This is a genomic window from Streptomyces asiaticus (genome assembly GCF_018138715.1).
Classification (GTDB): Bacteria; Actinomycetota; Actinomycetes; order Streptomycetales; family Streptomycetaceae; genus Streptomyces; species Streptomyces asiaticus.
Genome location: NZ_JAGSHX010000001.1, coordinates 737,801 through 753,739, shown reverse-complemented (window position 1 = coordinate 753,739; position 15,939 = coordinate 737,801). Strand labels below are relative to the sequence as shown.

The window sequence follows — 15,939 nt, the reverse complement described above, 5'->3', positions numbered from 1 at the left end:
TGGCTCAGCGGGGTGCGGCGGGTGCCGCGTCGGTGGCGCTCCCGGGGAGGTTCGCCGGGCCCCGGGCGGGCAGGGCGAGCAGTGGCACGGCGAGGCAGGCGGCGGTGGCGGCCAGCGCCAGGCCGGTCCGTGCGCCGCCGTCCGGGCCCGTCAGCCTCCAGGCCGCCGTGGCCAGAGCCGGGCCGAGGGTGAAGCCGAGGCTGCGGGCGAGCTGAACCGTGGAGCCGACCGTGGCGGCGCGACCCGGTGGAGCGGCGCCCATGACCAGGGCCTGGGTGGGTCCTCCGGTCAGCCCCATGCCGATTCCGGCCAGGACCAGCCGCCAGGCCACCTCGGGCGGGGACCAGCCGTCGCCCGGCAGGACGAGCAGCAGCAGTCCGGTGGCGGTGAGGGCGGCACCGGTGACCGCGACGGGCCTGGCACCGTAGCGGTCGGCGAGCCGTCCGCCGAGGGGGCCCGCCAGCCCCATGCCGAGGGGGAAGGCGAGCACGGTCAGGCCCGTGGTGGTCGCGCTGACGTCCTCGTCGCGCTGGAGGCGCAGGGCGACCACGTAGTGCATGGCGGCGAAGCCCACCGCCAGCGCCAGCACCGCGCCGTGCACCCGCAGCAGCCCCGCGGCCCGCAGCAGCCCGGTCACCGGACGGCCGCCCGGGCCCCGCAGCCACCACCACAGCGGCGGTACGGCGACGAGGACGAGGGCGAGCCAGGCGGGCGCGTCGGAGCCCAGGGTCAGGGACAGCAGCAGGATCGTTACTCCAGTGGCCACCAGGGCCGTATCGACAAGGGAGCGCCGGTCAGGGCCGCGCAGGCGCCCGCCCCGGGGCATCGCCCGCCACACCACCGCCAGCGCCACCAGGCAGAGCGGGATCTTGACCAGGAAGATCCAGCGCCAGCACAGATGGTCCAGGAGCAGCCCTCCGACCGCCGGTCCGACGACGGCGCCCAGGGGGCCGAGGGTCGCCGGCACGCTCATCGCGCGCCCGCGCAGCTCCGGCCGCACGGAGCGGACCGCAAGCACCGGCATCAGCACGAACAGCACGGCGCCGCACGCGCCCTGTCCGATCCGGGCGGCGATCAGCCAGAACGCCCAGGGGGACGCGGCGGCGAGCGCGCCGCACAGTCCGAAGCCGGCGGTCGCGGCCAGCAGCGCGGGGCGGACACTCATGTCGTCGAGCCAGTGGCTGACGGGCAACAGCAGGGCGACGACGGGGAGTTGATAGCCCAGGACCGCCCACTGCGCCGTCGCGGCCGACACCCCCAGGCCCTCGGAGATGTCCGCGAGCGCCACGTTCACGATGTTCATGTCGAGCATCGCCACGAACGACAGGACGCCCGCCACGGACACCAGGAGCCAGCGGTCGTGGACTTCGGGTACGTCCCCGCGCCGCTTCGGCACGTCCCCGGGCCGTTCCGGCACGTCCCCGCGCCGCTCCGCACCGGAAGCGTCGTCCGTCATGCGCCCTCCCGGTGGTCGAAGGCGATCAGCGGGTCCCCGGTCAGCGGGTGCTCGACCACGGCCGCGCGCACGCCGAACACCTCGGCCAGCAGGGCCGGTCGCAGCACGTCGCGGGGTGCGCCGGAGGCGACCACGCGGCCCTCGTGCAGGACGTGGAGCCGGTCGCACACCGAAGCGGCGGCATTGAGGTCGTGCAGCGAGACCAGGGTCGTACGACGGTGGCCGCGCAGCAGGGCGAGCAGTTCGACCTGGTGGCGGATGTCGAGGTGGTTCGTCGGTTCGTCCAGGACCAGGACGTCCGTCGCCTGGGCGAACGCGCGGGCCAGCAGCACGCGTTGACGTTCGCCGCCGGACAGCTCGGTGAAGCGGCGGGCGGAGTGGTCCGCCATGCCGACATCGGCGAGGGCACGGGCGACCATGTCCCGGTCGGCGGCGTCCTCCCCGGCGAACGCCCGCTGGTAGGGGGTGCGCCCCATGGCGACGACCTCACGCACCGTCAGCTCGAAGTCCTCACCGCGCTCCTGCGGAAGGGCGGCGATGTGCCGGGCCGAGCGGGCGGGGCTCAGCTCGCGGATGTCGGTGCCCTGGAGCAGAACGCGCCCGGCGACGGGCTTCAGGTGCCGGTACACGGTCCGCAGCAGCGTGGACTTGCCGCTGCCGTTGGGCCCGACCAGGCCGGTGATCTCGCCCGCGGCCGCGATGAGGTGGGCGCCGGCCACCACCGTGCGTCCGGCGTACGCGACATTCAGGTCCTCGATGTCGATCCGCAACCGACGCTCCCCCGGTCCGTCCTCGGCTCCCACTTCCTCGGGCAGGACCGCGTCTCCCGCCCTCCGTCCGGTCCTCAACTCCCGCTCCCCAACCGCCGGTCCAGCAGATACAGCAGCGCCGGAGCGCCGATCAGCGAGGTGACGACCCCGACCGGCAGTTCCTGCGCCTCCATGGCCGTGCGGCACACCAGGTCGACCACCACCAGCAGCAGCGCGCCGAAGAGCGCCGACACGGGCAGCAGGCGACGGTGGTCACCGCCGACGACCAGACGGCAGACGTGGGGGACCATGAGCGCGACGAAGGCGATGGCCCCGGAGACCGCGACGAGGACGCCGGTGAGCAGGCTGGTGACCGCGAACAGCTCACGGCGCAGCCGTACGACGTCGATGCCGAGCCCGGCGGCCGTCTCATCACCCATCAGCAGCGCGTTGAGCCCCCGGGCCCGGGCCTGGAGCAGCAGCAGGACCGCCGGAACGGCCACCGCCGGGGCGGCCAGCAGGGGCCAGCTCGCGCCGCCCAGGCTGCCCATGAGCCAGAACAGCACACTGTGCGTCTGCTGCTCGTCCCCGGCCTGGAGGACGAGGTAGCTGGTGAAGCCGGACAGGAACTGCCCGATGGCCACCCCGGCGAGCACCAGTCTGAGCGGCGCGAATCCCCCGCCGCGCCGGGCCACCGCCCAGACGAGGGCGAAGGTGGCCACGGCTCCCGCGAACGCGGCGGCGGACAGGCCGAGACCCAGAGCGCCCCCGGTGCCGAGGCCCAGGACGATGGCGGCGACGGCGCCGAGTGAGGCGCCGTTGGAGACGCCCAGGAAGTACGGGTCGGCCAGCGGGTTGCGGACGAGAGCCTGCATCGCCGTACCGACCAGTCCGAGCCCGGCACCCACCAGCGCGGCCAACAGGGCGCGAGGAAGGCGCAGTTGCCAGACGATCAGGTCATTCGTGCCGGGCCTGGGGTCATGGCCGGTCAGCCTGCGCCAGACCACGCTCCACACCTCGCCCGGCGGGATCGACGTGGAGCCCCAGGCGACCGCCGCTGTGAGGGCCGCGAGCAGCGCGACCGCGAGGAGCAGCGCCAGCGGCCCGGCGGGCACGGAACGCCGCGTGCGCGCGGGGGCGCCGGTGGCGCCGTCGTCGGTGTCCTTTCCGCTCACCGTGACGTCGAGCACGGTCAGCCGACCTTGCCCGGGTAGAGGGTCTTGGCGATCTGCTGGACGGTGTCGGCGTTCTCGACGCCGGCGATGGTGGTCTGCTCGGAGCCGATGCGCAGGAAGTGGCCTTCCTTGACGGCCTTCAGGCCCTTGGTGGCGGAGTTCGACTCGAGCCACTTCCGCGCCTCGTCGAACGCCTTCTCGTTCGCCGCCTCGCTGCCCCGGTTACGGACGCCCAGCTGGATCCAGTCCGGGTTCCTGGAAATGACATCCTCCCAGCCGACCTGCTTGTAGTCGCCGTCGCAGTCGGCGAAGACATTGCGGGCACCGGCCAGAGTGATCACGGCGTTGGCGACCTGCCTCCCGCATACGGCGGTGGGCTGCTTGGTCCCGGCGTCGTAGTCGAAGAAGAAGTACGTCGGCCGCTCGTCCTCCGCCGTCCCGCCGACCGCCTTCTGGACGGCGCCCACCTTCTCCTTCATGCCGTCGACGAGTTCCTTCGCCTTCGTGCTCGTGCCGGTGACCGCGCCGAGGGAGGTGATGTCGGCCTCCACCGCGGACAACTCGGTCAGTGCGCGCTTGTTCCGCGCTGCACAGGCGGTGGACTTGAGGTAGATGTGCTTGATCCCGGCCGCCTTGTACTCCTCCTCCGTCGGAGCGTCGCCCATGCCGCCGCCCATGTTCATCGAGGCGAAGGTGTCGATGTACACATCCGCACCGGAGCCGAGGAGCTTCTCCTTCGGGATCACGGATTGGGCGAGCACCTTCACCTTCCGCGCCCGCGCGTCGAGTTCACCGGGCAGCGTGCCCTTGCCGGGCGGGAAGCCGGTGCCGAGCACCTTGTCACCGGCGCCCAGGCGGAGCAGCAGTTCCAGACTGGAGGCGTTACTGGTGACGATCCTCTCGGGTGCCTTCGAGAACGTGGTCTCGGCGCCCGCGCAGTCGGTGACGGTGACCGGGTAGCCGCCGGTGGCGGGCTTCCCGGCGCCCGCCGTGTCGCCGTCCCCACTGCCGCCTCCGTCGCCACAGCCCGCCACGAGGAGGCCGCCCAGCACGACAGCCGTCGCACCCCACCACACACGAGAACGCATCGAAACTCCTGGATCCACTTGCCACAGGGGGAGGGAACGTCACCCCGGTCCAGTAGTCGTGGCGAATAGGGCATCGGTTCCCGCCCGTTGGGAGGCATGCGCATGCCTCCCCGAGGCGGAACAGCCAGTTGAGAGCTTGATCAATACGTTCCGGCTGCGCGAGAGCGCCGGAGGTGAGCGGCCGGTACGGCGGGTGGGCGGTACGGCGGGTGGCCGACCGAATCGGGCGGTCGGCCACGCGGACGGCGTGTTCAGCCCTCCGAGGGAGTGCCCCAGCCCGGTACCGGGTCACCGACATCGTGCACGGCGAAGAAATCCGCGACTTCGGCGGCTTCTTCCGCGTCCGGCTGATCGTTGGTGCACTCGGGGCCGGCCCAGGCTCCGGACATCACCTTGGAGCAGACACTGCCCGGTCCGAGGTCGCTGAGCGACAGAATGTGCCCCAGTTCATGCACGGCGATACGGGACGGCTTGTACTTCTGGGCATCCCCGGTTTCGAGGTAGACCCAGCCCCTGCCCAAACCATTGACAAATGCGTGGGAACCGGTTCCGTTCGCGGTCGTGTATTCCTTGACCCGTAAAGCCGCCGGGGTGTCCTGCTCGACGAACCTGATTCCCGGAACGGCCTTGTTCCATATGCCCATCGCATCCCGGACCGAATCCGCATAGGATCCGGCCAGCAGGAGGTCGATCGGAATGACTTCCGGCTCGGACTCCACCGCATTCGCCGGAGCACCGGCACCCACCACGACGGCACCGGCGCATACCACGGCCGCCATCAGATTCATCGCTCGTCTCTGCACTGCTACGATCTCCATCACGCCTATGGGCTTCCGTTGACGTCGCGCACGGAAAACAGGAAGCAACCCGCTGGATTTTCACGGCCGTTCCCGTGCGCGCACCAGCAGGAATCTACTGGAGAGGTTCCGCGGCAGCTACCACGAAAAAATATCCGCAATCCGAAAAATACTTATAAGAGATGGTGAGCCGGACCCGTTTCCGGGTCCGGCACCCGAACCTCCCGCGACCCCCGTACGGCTCCGTAGCCTGGCGGCACGCCCTGCCCGGCAGCCGGCCGGTGGTCAGCTGCCGGTGGACCGGACGGTGCTCATGATCTTCTTGATCTGGGCGTCCGTCAGCGCCTTCGGAACGCCCTGGTCCGCGTAGATCACCCAGCCGTGCATCGTCCCGTCGGGGAGTTTCTGCGCGATGCTGTGCACGACGGCCTTCGGCGGAACGCAGGCGCTGGGGCGGTTGGTGACGGTGACCTGGGCGGTCGCGGTGTAGCCGTCAATACCCCCCTGCTTCCACGGCTTGGCCTCGCTGACCTTGATCTTGGGCTTGTGGTCCGCGCCGCCGTACGCGGCGAAGCCCCAGTTGCCCGCCCAGTTGCGGGCGTTCTCCTGGAGCGAGCCGTCCTTGCCGCCGCCCGTGGTGCCGACGGTGGCGAGCTGCCCCTTGCCCGCCTCGCCGACGGCCTTGGGGTTGGGGCTCGACGCGCAGCCACCCTCACGGTAGTTGCCGGCCGCGGTCATGACGACGATCGGCTGGCCGTTCTCGTCCGTGTAGGAGAGGGCCGTCTCCTCGTCGAGAGTCTTCCACTTCTCGGACTTGGCGGGCACGTCGTAACGGAAGTGGTGCTTCTGCGAGGTCTGCGTCTGCCACCCCGTGAACACCGGCTGATCGCCCGAGGGGCTCGCCGGGGCGGAGGACTGGGACGACCCCGCGGAAGGCGCCTTCGACTCCGCGGCGCCGGTGTCCTTGTCCGTGGCACTGCCGGTGTCCTCGTTGCAGCCGCTCAACGCGACGGCCATGCCGATACCGACGGCCGCGATCAGGGTCTTCTTCATCCGCCGGGACGGTATCGAGGTGGACCGTGGGTGCTGAACAGGGTTCTTGAAGATCTTTGACTGAGACATGATCGGCACTCTAGGCGAGCCGCGTCACCACACATCCCCAGGTGGGCGCCCCACCGCAAGACGGATACGCACTCGTGACACATCACATCGAGCTGATACGCGCGGCCGGGGCCTCATAGGGAACGCCGACCTTGGCGGCCAGGCCGGAGATCATCAGTTCCAGGCCGTACTGGAACTCCGCGTCGTGATCGCTGTCGGCCAGATAGGGCGCGGTCGCGGTCAGAATCGGATCGCCGGAGGCCGCGATGGCTTCGGTCCGCTGCTGGACCTGATCGCTGTCCATGGCGCCCAGATAGATGGCGTAACCCAGTTCGCGCATGATCGAGCCGACCATGAAGGCGGTGTAGCCGCGCAGGACGTGGACCATCTCCTCGGGGGCGAGGCGGAGTTCGTCGAGGCAGGCCAGCGTGGAGCGCATGGCCTCCAGGGCGGCGGGCGACTGCGTGGGCCGGGTCAGCACCAGGGGGAAAGCCTTCGGGTGCTGCTTGGCGGCCGCGCGGAAGGCGGCGGCGTGCGCCCGGATCCGCCTCTGCCATGACCCGCCCTTCTCCTCGGGAAAGGCGATGCCGGCCAGCAGCGCTTCGGCGACGCCGTCGAGAAGAGCCTCCTTGTTCGGTACGTGGTTGTAGAGCGACATGTTCTCGATGTCGAGCTCCGTGGCCAGCTTGCGCAGGGAGAAGGCGTCGGGGCCATCGCGGTCGATCATCGTCACCGCTGCCGCGATCACCTTTTCGCGGGTCAGGCCGACCCGCCTGCCCCGGCCGGTTCCTCGCGCCGTCATGCGTCACCTTCCCTTGACATCACTTACGCCGCAAGTCTAGCGTTCCGGCCCACAAGACTTGCAGTGCAAGTGTCGCCGTGGGCGATCGCACCGGGTTCACGAGCTGACCAGGGAAGAAGGACTCGATCGATGAAACTCGCCTGGCAGGACACCGACGTCCTCGACATGCCCACGCTCGGCACCCCGATCACCACCCTCGGCGGCCTCGCGGACATACCCGGCGGCTACGGCGCACAACTCGTGTGGGCCCGCACCCGGGCGGAGGCGCTGCGCACCGAGTTCGCGGCCACCGGTACCCCGGACACCGTCACCACCTGCGACCTGGTGACCCTCCCCTATCCGACGAGGTTCGGCCTCTTCCGCGCCTCCCGGGCCATCGCCCCGTTCCTCGCCATCACCAACCGCATGCTCGTCATCCGCTGGACCGAGAGCGACGGGCGGCGGCGGGTGCTCCTGTTCGAGCCGAGCGATGTCCAACTCGGCCGCAACACCCCGTACTTCGCCGCGCTGGCCCGTCGCACACCCGGCCCGGTCCGATCCCTGATGGTCACCGAACACGGCACCGTCCTCGGGCATCTGGCCCGGCTCGGCATCGCGCCCGAGGACGTCGACTATCTCCTCTTCGACCATCTGCACACCCAGGATCTGCGCCGGTGGATCGGCACCAGCACACCCCAGCCGGACCTCGGCGACGCTCCGGTCGAGCCCGTGTTCCCCCGCGCCAAAGTGATCGTGCAGCGGCATGAGCTGCTGGCCATGTCCGAGCTCCACCCGCTCCAGCGGCCCTGGTACCAGCCCGAGACCTATCGGGATGTGCGGCCCGAGGCCTTTGCCGCCGTCGACGGCTCGCTGCTCCTCGGCCCCGGTGTCGCGGTCATCTCCACCCCCGGCCACGTACTGGGCAACCAGACGCTCCTGCTGAACACCTCCAGCGGCATCTGGGCGTCGAGTGAGAACGCCATCGCCGCCGAGTGTCTGACCCCCGAGCACTCCCGCATGCCCGGCATCGCCCGCTGGGCCCGCGCCTGGCAGCAGGAGGTCGTCCTCAACGCCAACACCATCGAGACGACCGCCGAGCAGTACAACTCGCTCGTCATCGAGAAGACGCTCGTCGACCGCGCCCAGGCCGACCCCCGCTTCCTTCAGTTCTTCCCCTCCAGCGAGCTGACCGCCGCCTGGACCAACCCCGGCACCGGCCCCACCTTCACCCACAAGGCAGTGACTCACCGTTGACTTCCTCCCTCTCGTAAACGAAACGAGGGGGATTCCTGCGGCTCGCGCCGTAGGGCTTCCTGCTTCGTCACCGACTGCCCCGTCCGGGAGGACTCCCGTTGAGGTCTTACACCGGCTCCACAGGCCGACACCGCCAGTCCGGCGGCCAGAGGGTTCCTCGCCGCGTTCACGTCCCGGTCATGGGTCGTGCCGCAGTCGCACGTCCAGGTGCGGACGCCGAGCGGCATCTTCCCTTGCAGGGTGCCGCACACGGAGCACAGCTTGGAGGAGGGGAACCAGCGGTCGACCGCGATCACTTCGCGGCCGTACCAGGCGGCCTTGTACTCCGGCATGCTCCGGAACTGCGACCATGCCGCGTCGGAGATCGCCCGGGACAACTTGCCGTTGCTGAGCATGTTCCGGACGGCGAGGTCCTCGATCACGAGCGTTTGGTTCTCACGCACGAGTCGAGTGGTCAGCTTGTGCAGATGGTCACGGCGACGGTCGGCGATGCGGGCGTAGACCCTGGCGACGTCCAGCGGCTGATCCATCTTCGCCAGTGTCAGCTTCCCCTCCCGGAACCGGAACGCGCTGGAGGTGTACTCGGCGGACTTGCGAGATCTCTTGCGCGACGTGAACAGCGGGTACTTCGACCGCTGGGCGAAGAACGCGGTGAACGCCGCCCGGAGGTGCCGCAGGGCCTGCTGGAGCGGGACCGACGACACATCGTTGAGGAAGGCCAGTTCCCCGGTCTTCCTCCACGCCGTCAGCATCGCCGACGTCGCGTTGTAGCTGACCCGCTCCTGACGCAACGTCCACGCCTCAGTACGGGCCGCGAGCGCCATGTTGTAGACCTTCCGCACGCAACCGAACGTGCGCGACAGCTCCACCGCCTGCGCGCCGGTCGGATAGAAGCGGTACCGATACGCCCGCTTCACGTGAGTGGCCATGGTTCACAAACCAGCGCATCAGCTCGTGATCGTATGACGGGTTGTCAGTGGCTGGCACCGCATCGCCCCGACGGCGATCCGGCTCTCCCTGCCCTGCTCCGCAGGAGTCCGATCCCTCCCCCGCCTGAAGGCGGGGCCTTCCTCGGAGGTTCCCGATGACCACCGTGATCAGCGACGAAATCCTCGCGTCCCGCCAGAAGCTGGTCCTGGACCACTTCCACGACGAGGTCCGCCAGGAGTGGGACGACGTCCTGGCCACCTTCCCGCATCCGCGCTACGAGCTGATCCCCACCATGACGGTCCACGACGGCGACACGGCCGTGCGCGGCTACTACCACGACAGCCGCCGCGCCTTCCCCGACCAGGACCACGAAATCATCGCCCTGCGCCACAGCGGCGACGCCGTGATCGTCGAATTCTGGCTGCTGGGCACGCACCTCGGCCCGCTGGGCGCGATCCCGCCCACCGGCAGCCGCTTCCGTGTCCGCATGACCGCGTACTTCATCTTCGACGACGACGGGAACGGCGGCGAGGACCTCGTCTGCGAGCGGATCTACTTCGACAGCCTCACGCTGCTGAAACAGCTGCTCGGCGGCCTGAATCTGCGCAACCCGCGCAACTGGCCCCTGGCCTTCCGCTGCCTGCGCGGACTCCTCAGGGAAGCCGGCGGCACCCCGCACCCCGCCCTCGTCAACACGCCGCAGGCGGACCTGTCGTGAAGGTCCACCACCTCAACTGCGGCACCATGCGCCTGCGCGGCGGACCGAAGCTGGTCTGCCATGTCCTCCTCCTCGAGACGGACGCACAGGGGCTCGTGCTCGTCGACTCCGGCTTCGGCCTCATGGACATCGCCACTCAAGGCCGCCGCGTGGGCCCGGCCCGCCACTACCTCAAACCGGCCCTGGACCCCGAAGAAACCGCCGCCCGCCAGGTCGAACGGCTCGGCTTCCAGCGCGACGACGTCCGCCACATCGTCCTCACCCACTTCGACGCCGACCACATCGGCGGCCTCGCCGACTTTCCGCACGCCACCGTCCACGTCACCGCGGCCGAGGCACAGGGCGCGATCCACGCCCCCTCCTGGCGCGAACGCCTCCGCTTCCGCCCGGCCCAGTGGGCGCACGGCCCCAGCGTCGTCGAACACAGCCCGGACGGCGAGGCATGGCGCGGGTTCGCCGCCGCCAAGGAGCTCGACTCCGTCGCGCCCGGCATCGTCCTGGTCGCCCTCCCCGGCCACACCCGCGGCCACGCCTGCGTCGCGGTCGACACCGGCACCGGCACCGGCACCGGCACCGGCTGGATCCTGCACGCCGGGGACGCCTTCTACCACCCCGGCACCCTCGACGGCCGGGCCCCCGTGCCCGCGGCCCTCCGCACCATGGAGGCGGCCGTCGCGTACGACCTGAAACAGGTCCGCGCCAACCACGCCCGCCTCGGCGAGCTGTACCGGCGCGCGGAACCCGACCTGACGATCATCTGCGCCCATGACCCGGCCCTGTACGAAAGGATGCGGGCCGGTTGAGGGAAGGGCCCGGGTGCCGCCGCACCCGGGTGCGGCGGCTACTACCTGGGTTACCAGGGCACCAGCTGGTCCTGGTGGTTGAGGAATTGCAGACCCGGTTCGCCGCTGTGCCGTTCGATCGTGTCCACCACGCCCGGGATGGACTGGTCGATGGTCAGCGGTGCGTCCGGGCCGCCGAGCTCGGTGCGGACGTGGCCGGGGCACATGAGCAACAGCGTGTGCGCGGCTTCGGCGTACCGGGCGGCGTAGCTGCGCATCAGCTGGTTCAGGGCGGACTTGCTGGCGCGGTAGACGTCCTGGCCGCCCTTGGTATTCATGCCGAGGCTGCCCTGGCGTGAGGACATGACGCCGATGGTCCCGGTCGGGGCGACCAGCGAGCGGAGGGACTCGACCACGCGCATCGGGCTGAGCGCGTTCGTGACCATGACCTCGGTGAACATCTCCGTCGGAACGTCGCCGATCGGAATGTTGCCCCTGGTGATGGCGGCGTTGACGAACAGCAGGTCGAGCGTGCGCTGCGCCAGGCGCTCGCGCAGCGCGGCGATCTCCTCCGGCTTCGTCATGTCCATCGACTCGACCGTGACCCGGCCCCCGGACGTCTCGGCCAGGTCGTGGAGGCCGGTGCGCCGCTCGCCCCGGACGGTGCCGATGACGTTCCAGCCGCGGTGCGCGTACTCGGTGGCGAGGCCGAGTCCGAGGGTGCGGGACGCGCCGACGATGAGCGCGGTCCTGGGGGCGTTCACGCCTGGACCGCCGGCTTGAGGACCTCTTCGCACCACTGGCGGAAGGTCGTCGGACTCGCGGTCTCGGGCGTGCGCCGCACGCCCAGGTCGATGCCGTCGTCCTTGGCGCGCATCATGTCGACGTAGCCCTGCACGATGGCGTCGCCGACGCCGCGCCCGGTGAATGCGGCGCGGAGGTCCTCCAGCGACTGCCGCTGGTAGCGGATCGGACGGCCGAGCACCTCGGACATGATGCGCACCATGTCGTTCGCCGAAAGGTCCTCGGGGCCCAGCACCGGGGCCTCGCCCGCCCCTGTCCACGAGCGGTCGAGCAGCAGTCCGGCGGCGGCCGCGGCGATGTCCCCGGTGGTGGCCATCGGTGCCGTGCGGTCGGCGGCGGCGGTGTCGGTGAACACGCCGTCGTCGCGGATCGAGGCCACCTGCCGCAGCAGGTTGTCCATGAAGCTGGGGCAGGCGAGCGCCCGGTAGGCCACGCCCGTGCCCGCGATGAGGTCGTCCATGGCCAGCGACGCCGTCACATGCCCGGCGCGGCCGGCGGCGGGAGTGCCGCGGCCGAGCGCCGAGACGCCGACGACGTGTCCGACCCCGTGGGCCGTGAACGCCTTCGCGGCGGCGCGGGTGAACCCGGAGTAGGCGTCGTCCAGACTCGGCGCCTGCGGGTGCGGCGGGGCCAGCCAGAAGACGGCGTCCGCGCCGGCGAAGGCCCGGTCGACGACCTCGGCGTCGCCGTGCGAGCCGGTGACGACGTCGACGCGGTCGCGGACGGCGTCGGGGAGCTTCCCCGGGTCGCGCACGATGACACGCAGCTCTTCGCCGCGCTCGGGGGCCTCATTGAGCAGAATTCCCAAGACCCGGCCGCCGATCTGGCCGGTGGGAGCGGTAATCACGATCATGTGATGAGTCTCGGGGCGGGCGACCCGTAGCGTCCAATACCTTCTCCGGCGATTGATACCTTAAGGGCATGGATCTCGATCTGCGCAAGCTCCGCTATTTCGCCGCGGTGGCCGAGCACCGCCACTTCGGCCGGGCCGCAGAGCAGCTCTTCATCGCCCAGCCGGTCCTCAGCCGCCAAATCAAGGCGTTCGAGCAGGAGTTGGAGTGCGCCCTGCTCGTACGGACCACCCGCAGCGTGGAGCTGACCCCCGCCGGGAAGCAGCTCCACGAGGAGGCACAGCGGATCCTCGGGGCGGTCGACGCGGCGGTGCGGCGCGTACACGACGCCGAGCGGGGCGCCCAGCGCCTCGTTGTCGCCTTCTCCCCCGGACTGCATGTGTCGGCCGCGATCCGGGCCTTCACCTCGCGCCACCCGGACGTCGAGACCGACGTCGTCCCGGCCCACTGGTGGCAAGCGGACGCGCCGCTCCGGGACGGCCGGGCCCAGGTCGCATACCTGCGACAGCCCTTCGACGACTCGGGGTTGCGCACCATCCCCATCGGCCACGAGCCCAGGGTCGCCTGCATGCCCGCGACGCATCCGCTGGCGCGCCGCGAGAAGCTCATCTGCGCCGACCTCGACGGCGAGAAGATGATCACGGCGACGACGCGGCCGATGTCCTCCATCGAGGAGAAGTTCGAGCTCATCGCCGCCGGGCACGGTATCGCGCTCATCTCCATCAGCGCCGCGCGCTCCTACTCCCGCCCCGGCCTCGTCCACCTCCCCGTCACGGATGCCCCAGGGGCGGAGACCTGTCTGACCGTCGCCGCGGACCGGCGCGAGAACCAACTGCTGCGCGACTTCCTGGAGATCGCCACCGCGACGCTGCGGCGCGCCTGAGCGGCCGGCGGTACGAACCGGACGGAGATCCCCGCCCGCGCTGTTCATCTGGCGCCGCGAAGCGGTCCACGTGCCGTTGTTCCCGGTGAGGACATGCCGGTCGATCAGCCGTGGCTGACCGTGGTCGCCGGTGGTGCCCATGACGGCGCGGATCTGTCGTTGGGTGAACTGATCTCCCGCCGCACCGACGGCGAACCGCACGGCCGCCCGGTCGTGCATCCCCCGCGTGCTGCGCAGCCAGGCCACGAAGGACGCGTCCGTTGACCGGTTCTGGCCGGCTGCGCTGTCGAGCATGCTCACCCACGCGGCGGCGGGCCTGGGCGTTCCTGACGACGTCGGAATGCCGCCGACCGACTACGCCGTTCAGCTAGCCGTCCAGTCGCTGACGGCGCAGCAGGAACCACGCCGCCACCGCGGTCGCCAGGAGTACGCCCGCACCGACGCCGGCCGCGATCCGCAGGCCGTCGACGAACGCGTCCTTCGCCGTGGCCAGCAAGGCCGTGCCCGTCTCGGACGGCAGCGCGGCGGCCGCCTCGACGGCGCCGCCGATCGAGTCGTCCGCCCTCTCGGCCGCCGGGCCCGGCACCCCCACCGGCGGGGTGAAGCCGCGGTAGGCACCGGTCACGATGGAGCCGAGCACGGCGATGCCGAGCGCCGCGCCCAGTTCGTACGCGGTCTCCGATACCGCGGACGCGGCTCCTGCCTGGTTCTTCGGCACGGTGGAGAGGATCACGTCGGCGGTGACGGTGAACGCCAGGCCCGCGCCGACACCGACCACCAGCAGCACCGCTCCGAGGAGGGGGTAACCGGTATCGGTGCGCAGCCAGAGGAGAGCGGCGAGAGCGAGCCCGATCGCCGCCAGGCCGCCTGAGACCACCGCCCGCACGGAGAAGCGGCGGGCGGCGCGTCCCGCCAGCAGCCCTGCCAGCACGGCCCCGGCCGCCGTGGGGAGTTCGGCGAGTCCGGCCTCCAGCGGGTCCCGGCCCTGCACCAGTTGCAGGTACTGGGACAGGAAGAAGACCAGCCCGGAGAGGCCGAGGACGGTGAACAGGTCGGCGAGGACCGCGCCCGAGAACCCCCGGTGCCGGAAGAGTCGCATGTCCAGCAGGGGGGCGGGGAGCGTCAGCTGCCGCCGTACGAACCACCCCAGGGCCAGCACCCCGACCATGCCCGTGGCCGCGATGTCCCCGCGCACTCCGTACACCGCCGCCTCCTTGACCGCGTAGACGACGCCGATCATGCCGACGAGGGAGAGCAGCACGCTGGGCAGGTCCCACGGGCCGGGCGCCGGGTCACGCGACTCGGGGAGCAGCTTCGTCCCGACGATCACGAGGAGCACCATGACGGGGAGGTTGATCAGGAAGACCGAGCCCCACCAGAAGTGTTCGAGCAGAAAGCCGCCGAGGACCGGGCCGACGGCCGTGCCCGCCGAGGCTGTCGCCCCCCAGATGCCGACGGCCAGGCTGCGCTCCCGGGGGTCCTGGAAGAGGTTGCGGATGAGGGCGAGGGTGGAGGGCATGAGGGTCGCGCCGGCGACGCCGAGCAGCGCCCGCGCGCCGATCATCATCTCCGCGCTCTGCGCGTACGCCGTCAGCGCGGACACGGCTCCGAAGGCCACCGAGCCGCCGAGCAGCAGCTTCTTGCGGCCGATGCGGTCGCCGAGGCCGCCCATGGAGACCAGCAGGCCCGCGATGACGAAGGAATATATGTCACCGATCCACAGCAGCTGGGTGCCGGAGGGCCCGAGATCCTCACTCAGGAACGGAGTCGCCAGCCCCAGGACGGTCGCGTCGACGGCGACCAGGAGGACGGCGAGGACGAGCACGGCGAGCGCCAGCCAACGGCCGGGCCGCGCCTCCGCCTCCGCGCTCTCCTCCCTGACCTCGACAGGGCTCCCGCTCATGCGTCCCCGCTCCCCCGCCGCGCGCCGCCGAGCAGCAGCTCCAGCACCATGTACTCCACGTCCTTGGTGGCGAGCCGCCCGTCGTAGACGCCCCACGCGGCCGACGCCATCAGCCCGCACAGGGCCTCCGCCAGCCACACCGGTGTCAGGTCGATACGGAAGTTCCCCTGCTCCTGACCGCGCCGGAAGAGCGCGGTCAGGCGGGCGTCGAGCCGCGCCCAGCCCGCGTTGACCTCCTCGCCCTCGAAGAGCTGGTTCTCGCCATAGAGAAAGGCGAGGAAGCCGGAGACCGGCTGAAGGGCCGCCACGAGCCGGCGCAGCGCCTCGACCGCGTCGCCCTCCTCGATGCGGGCCGTGTCCAGCGCCGCCTCGGAACGCTCGATGCACAGCTCCTCCAGCGCCCTGATGAGCGCGTCGCGCCCGGCGAAGTGTCGGTGGAGCGTGGCGCGGCTGATCCCCGCCGCCTTGGCGATGTCGTCCATCGAGGCGGTGGCCCTGCGGGTGAGCAGGGCGGCGGCTTCGCGCAACACGTCGTCGCGGTCAAGACTCATGCGACAACCATAGCTCGCATGAGACAATCATGTCTCATGCGAGACGTACCGGCCTCACCCGTGGCCGTCTCGCTGGTGTTTGTCGGCATGCTGGCCTCCCGAGCGCTCAGGCTCTC

17 protein-coding genes are annotated in these 15,939 nt (G+C 70.7%); 5 read left to right on the top strand and 12 right to left on the bottom strand.

The genetic code is table 11. The features are described 5' to 3' along the window. Positions 1–4: 4 nt before the first annotated feature. The 7 genes from KHP12_RS02935 to KHP12_RS02905 form a co-directional block, all read right to left on the bottom strand. The gene (locus KHP12_RS02935; RefSeq protein WP_086882010.1) at positions 5–1,456 is read right to left on the bottom strand and encodes an MFS transporter; all 1,452 of its coding nucleotides are present in this window, start codon (positions 1,454–1,456) and stop codon (positions 5–7) included. Further along, entirely contained in the window at positions 1,453–2,226 is a 774-nt protein-coding gene (locus KHP12_RS02930) for an ABC transporter ATP-binding protein (RefSeq protein WP_086882011.1), read from the bottom strand. The genes KHP12_RS02935 and KHP12_RS02930 overlap by 4 nt, the downstream gene beginning before the upstream one ends. 74 nt (positions 2,227–2,300) lie before the next feature. Next, complete coding sequence (locus KHP12_RS02925; protein WP_086882068.1) at positions 2,301–3,380, bottom strand: FecCD family ABC transporter permease; 1,080 nt, start codon at positions 3,378–3,380, stop codon at positions 2,301–2,303. A gap of 17 nt (positions 3,381–3,397) precedes the next feature. Next, a complete protein-coding gene (locus KHP12_RS02920; protein WP_208653004.1) occupies positions 3,398–4,468 on the bottom strand; it encodes an ABC transporter substrate-binding protein in 1,071 nt (356 codons plus the stop codon). Between the two features lie 251 nt (positions 4,469–4,719). Beyond that, entirely contained in the window at positions 4,720–5,286 is a 567-nt protein-coding gene (locus KHP12_RS02915) for a snapalysin family zinc-dependent metalloprotease (RefSeq protein WP_246643410.1), read from the bottom strand. A 264-nt stretch (positions 5,287–5,550) separates the two neighbouring features. Further along, the gene (locus KHP12_RS02910; protein WP_244202823.1) at positions 5,551–6,387 is read right to left on the bottom strand and encodes a DUF8017 domain-containing protein; all 837 of its coding nucleotides are present in this window, start codon (positions 6,385–6,387) and stop codon (positions 5,551–5,553) included. An 82-nt stretch (positions 6,388–6,469) separates the two neighbouring features. Continuing rightward, complete coding sequence (locus KHP12_RS02905) at positions 6,470–7,168, bottom strand: TetR/AcrR family transcriptional regulator C-terminal domain-containing protein (RefSeq protein ID WP_086882013.1); 699 nt, start codon at positions 7,166–7,168, stop codon at positions 6,470–6,472. A gap of 129 nt (positions 7,169–7,297) precedes the next feature. Between KHP12_RS02905 and KHP12_RS02900 the strand changes: the two genes are divergently transcribed. Further along, positions 7,298–8,401, top strand: a complete 1,104-nt coding sequence (locus KHP12_RS02900; protein ID WP_086882014.1) for an MBL fold metallo-hydrolase — start codon at positions 7,298–7,300, stop codon at positions 8,399–8,401. Here the strand turns inward: KHP12_RS02900 and KHP12_RS02895 are convergent. Beyond that, positions 8,392–9,330, bottom strand: coding sequence for an RNA-guided endonuclease InsQ/TnpB family protein (locus KHP12_RS02895; protein ID WP_086882015.1), 939 nt, complete (start codon positions 9,328–9,330; stop codon positions 8,392–8,394). The two genes, KHP12_RS02900 and KHP12_RS02895, sit on opposite strands and share 10 nt — an antisense overlap. 155 nt (positions 9,331–9,485) lie before the next feature. Here KHP12_RS02895 and KHP12_RS02890 point away from each other — a divergent pair, with 155 nt between their 5' ends. Next, positions 9,486–10,049 carry an ester cyclase gene (locus KHP12_RS02890; protein WP_086882016.1) on the top strand — a complete coding sequence of 188 codons (564 nt, stop codon included), beginning with the start codon at positions 9,486–9,488 and terminating at the stop codon, positions 10,047–10,049. After that, complete coding sequence (locus tag KHP12_RS02885; protein ID WP_086882017.1) at positions 10,046–10,852, top strand: MBL fold metallo-hydrolase; 807 nt, start codon at positions 10,046–10,048, stop codon at positions 10,850–10,852. Before KHP12_RS02890 ends, KHP12_RS02885 begins: the two co-directional genes overlap by 4 nt. Positions 10,853–10,902: 50 nt before the next feature. Here KHP12_RS02885 and KHP12_RS02880 read toward each other — a convergent pair whose 3' ends face one another. Together KHP12_RS02880 and KHP12_RS02875 are read right to left on the bottom strand one after the other, a co-directional pair. After that, positions 10,903–11,595, bottom strand: a complete 693-nt coding sequence (locus KHP12_RS02880; protein ID WP_086882018.1) for an SDR family NAD(P)-dependent oxidoreductase — start codon at positions 11,593–11,595, stop codon at positions 10,903–10,905. Beyond that, complete coding sequence (locus KHP12_RS02875; protein ID WP_086882019.1) at positions 11,592–12,488, bottom strand: NAD(P)H-binding protein; 897 nt, start codon at positions 12,486–12,488, stop codon at positions 11,592–11,594. The genes KHP12_RS02880 and KHP12_RS02875 overlap by 4 nt, the downstream gene beginning before the upstream one ends. 68 nt (positions 12,489–12,556) lie before the next feature. On the opposite strand from KHP12_RS02875, the gene KHP12_RS02870 reads away from it, so the two are divergent. Together KHP12_RS02870 and KHP12_RS02865 are read left to right on the top strand one after the other, a co-directional pair. Further along, complete coding sequence (locus tag KHP12_RS02870) at positions 12,557–13,369, top strand: LysR family transcriptional regulator (protein WP_086882020.1); 813 nt, start codon at positions 12,557–12,559, stop codon at positions 13,367–13,369. A 93-nt stretch (positions 13,370–13,462) separates the two neighbouring features. Continuing rightward, positions 13,463–13,633, top strand: coding sequence for a hypothetical protein (locus tag KHP12_RS02865; protein WP_211831355.1), 171 nt, complete (start codon positions 13,463–13,465; stop codon positions 13,631–13,633). A gap of 103 nt (positions 13,634–13,736) precedes the next feature. Here the strand turns inward: KHP12_RS02865 and KHP12_RS02860 are convergent, their stop codons facing one another. Next, complete coding sequence (locus KHP12_RS02860; protein ID WP_086882021.1) at positions 13,737–15,272, bottom strand: MFS transporter; 1,536 nt, start codon at positions 15,270–15,272, stop codon at positions 13,737–13,739. Next, positions 15,269–15,823 (bottom strand): TetR/AcrR family transcriptional regulator, encoded by a 555-nt coding sequence (locus KHP12_RS02855; RefSeq protein ID WP_086882022.1) that lies wholly within the window; start codon positions 15,821–15,823, stop codon positions 15,269–15,271. The genes KHP12_RS02860 and KHP12_RS02855 overlap by 4 nt, the downstream gene beginning before the upstream one ends. Between the last annotated feature and the right edge of the window lie 116 nt (positions 15,824–15,939).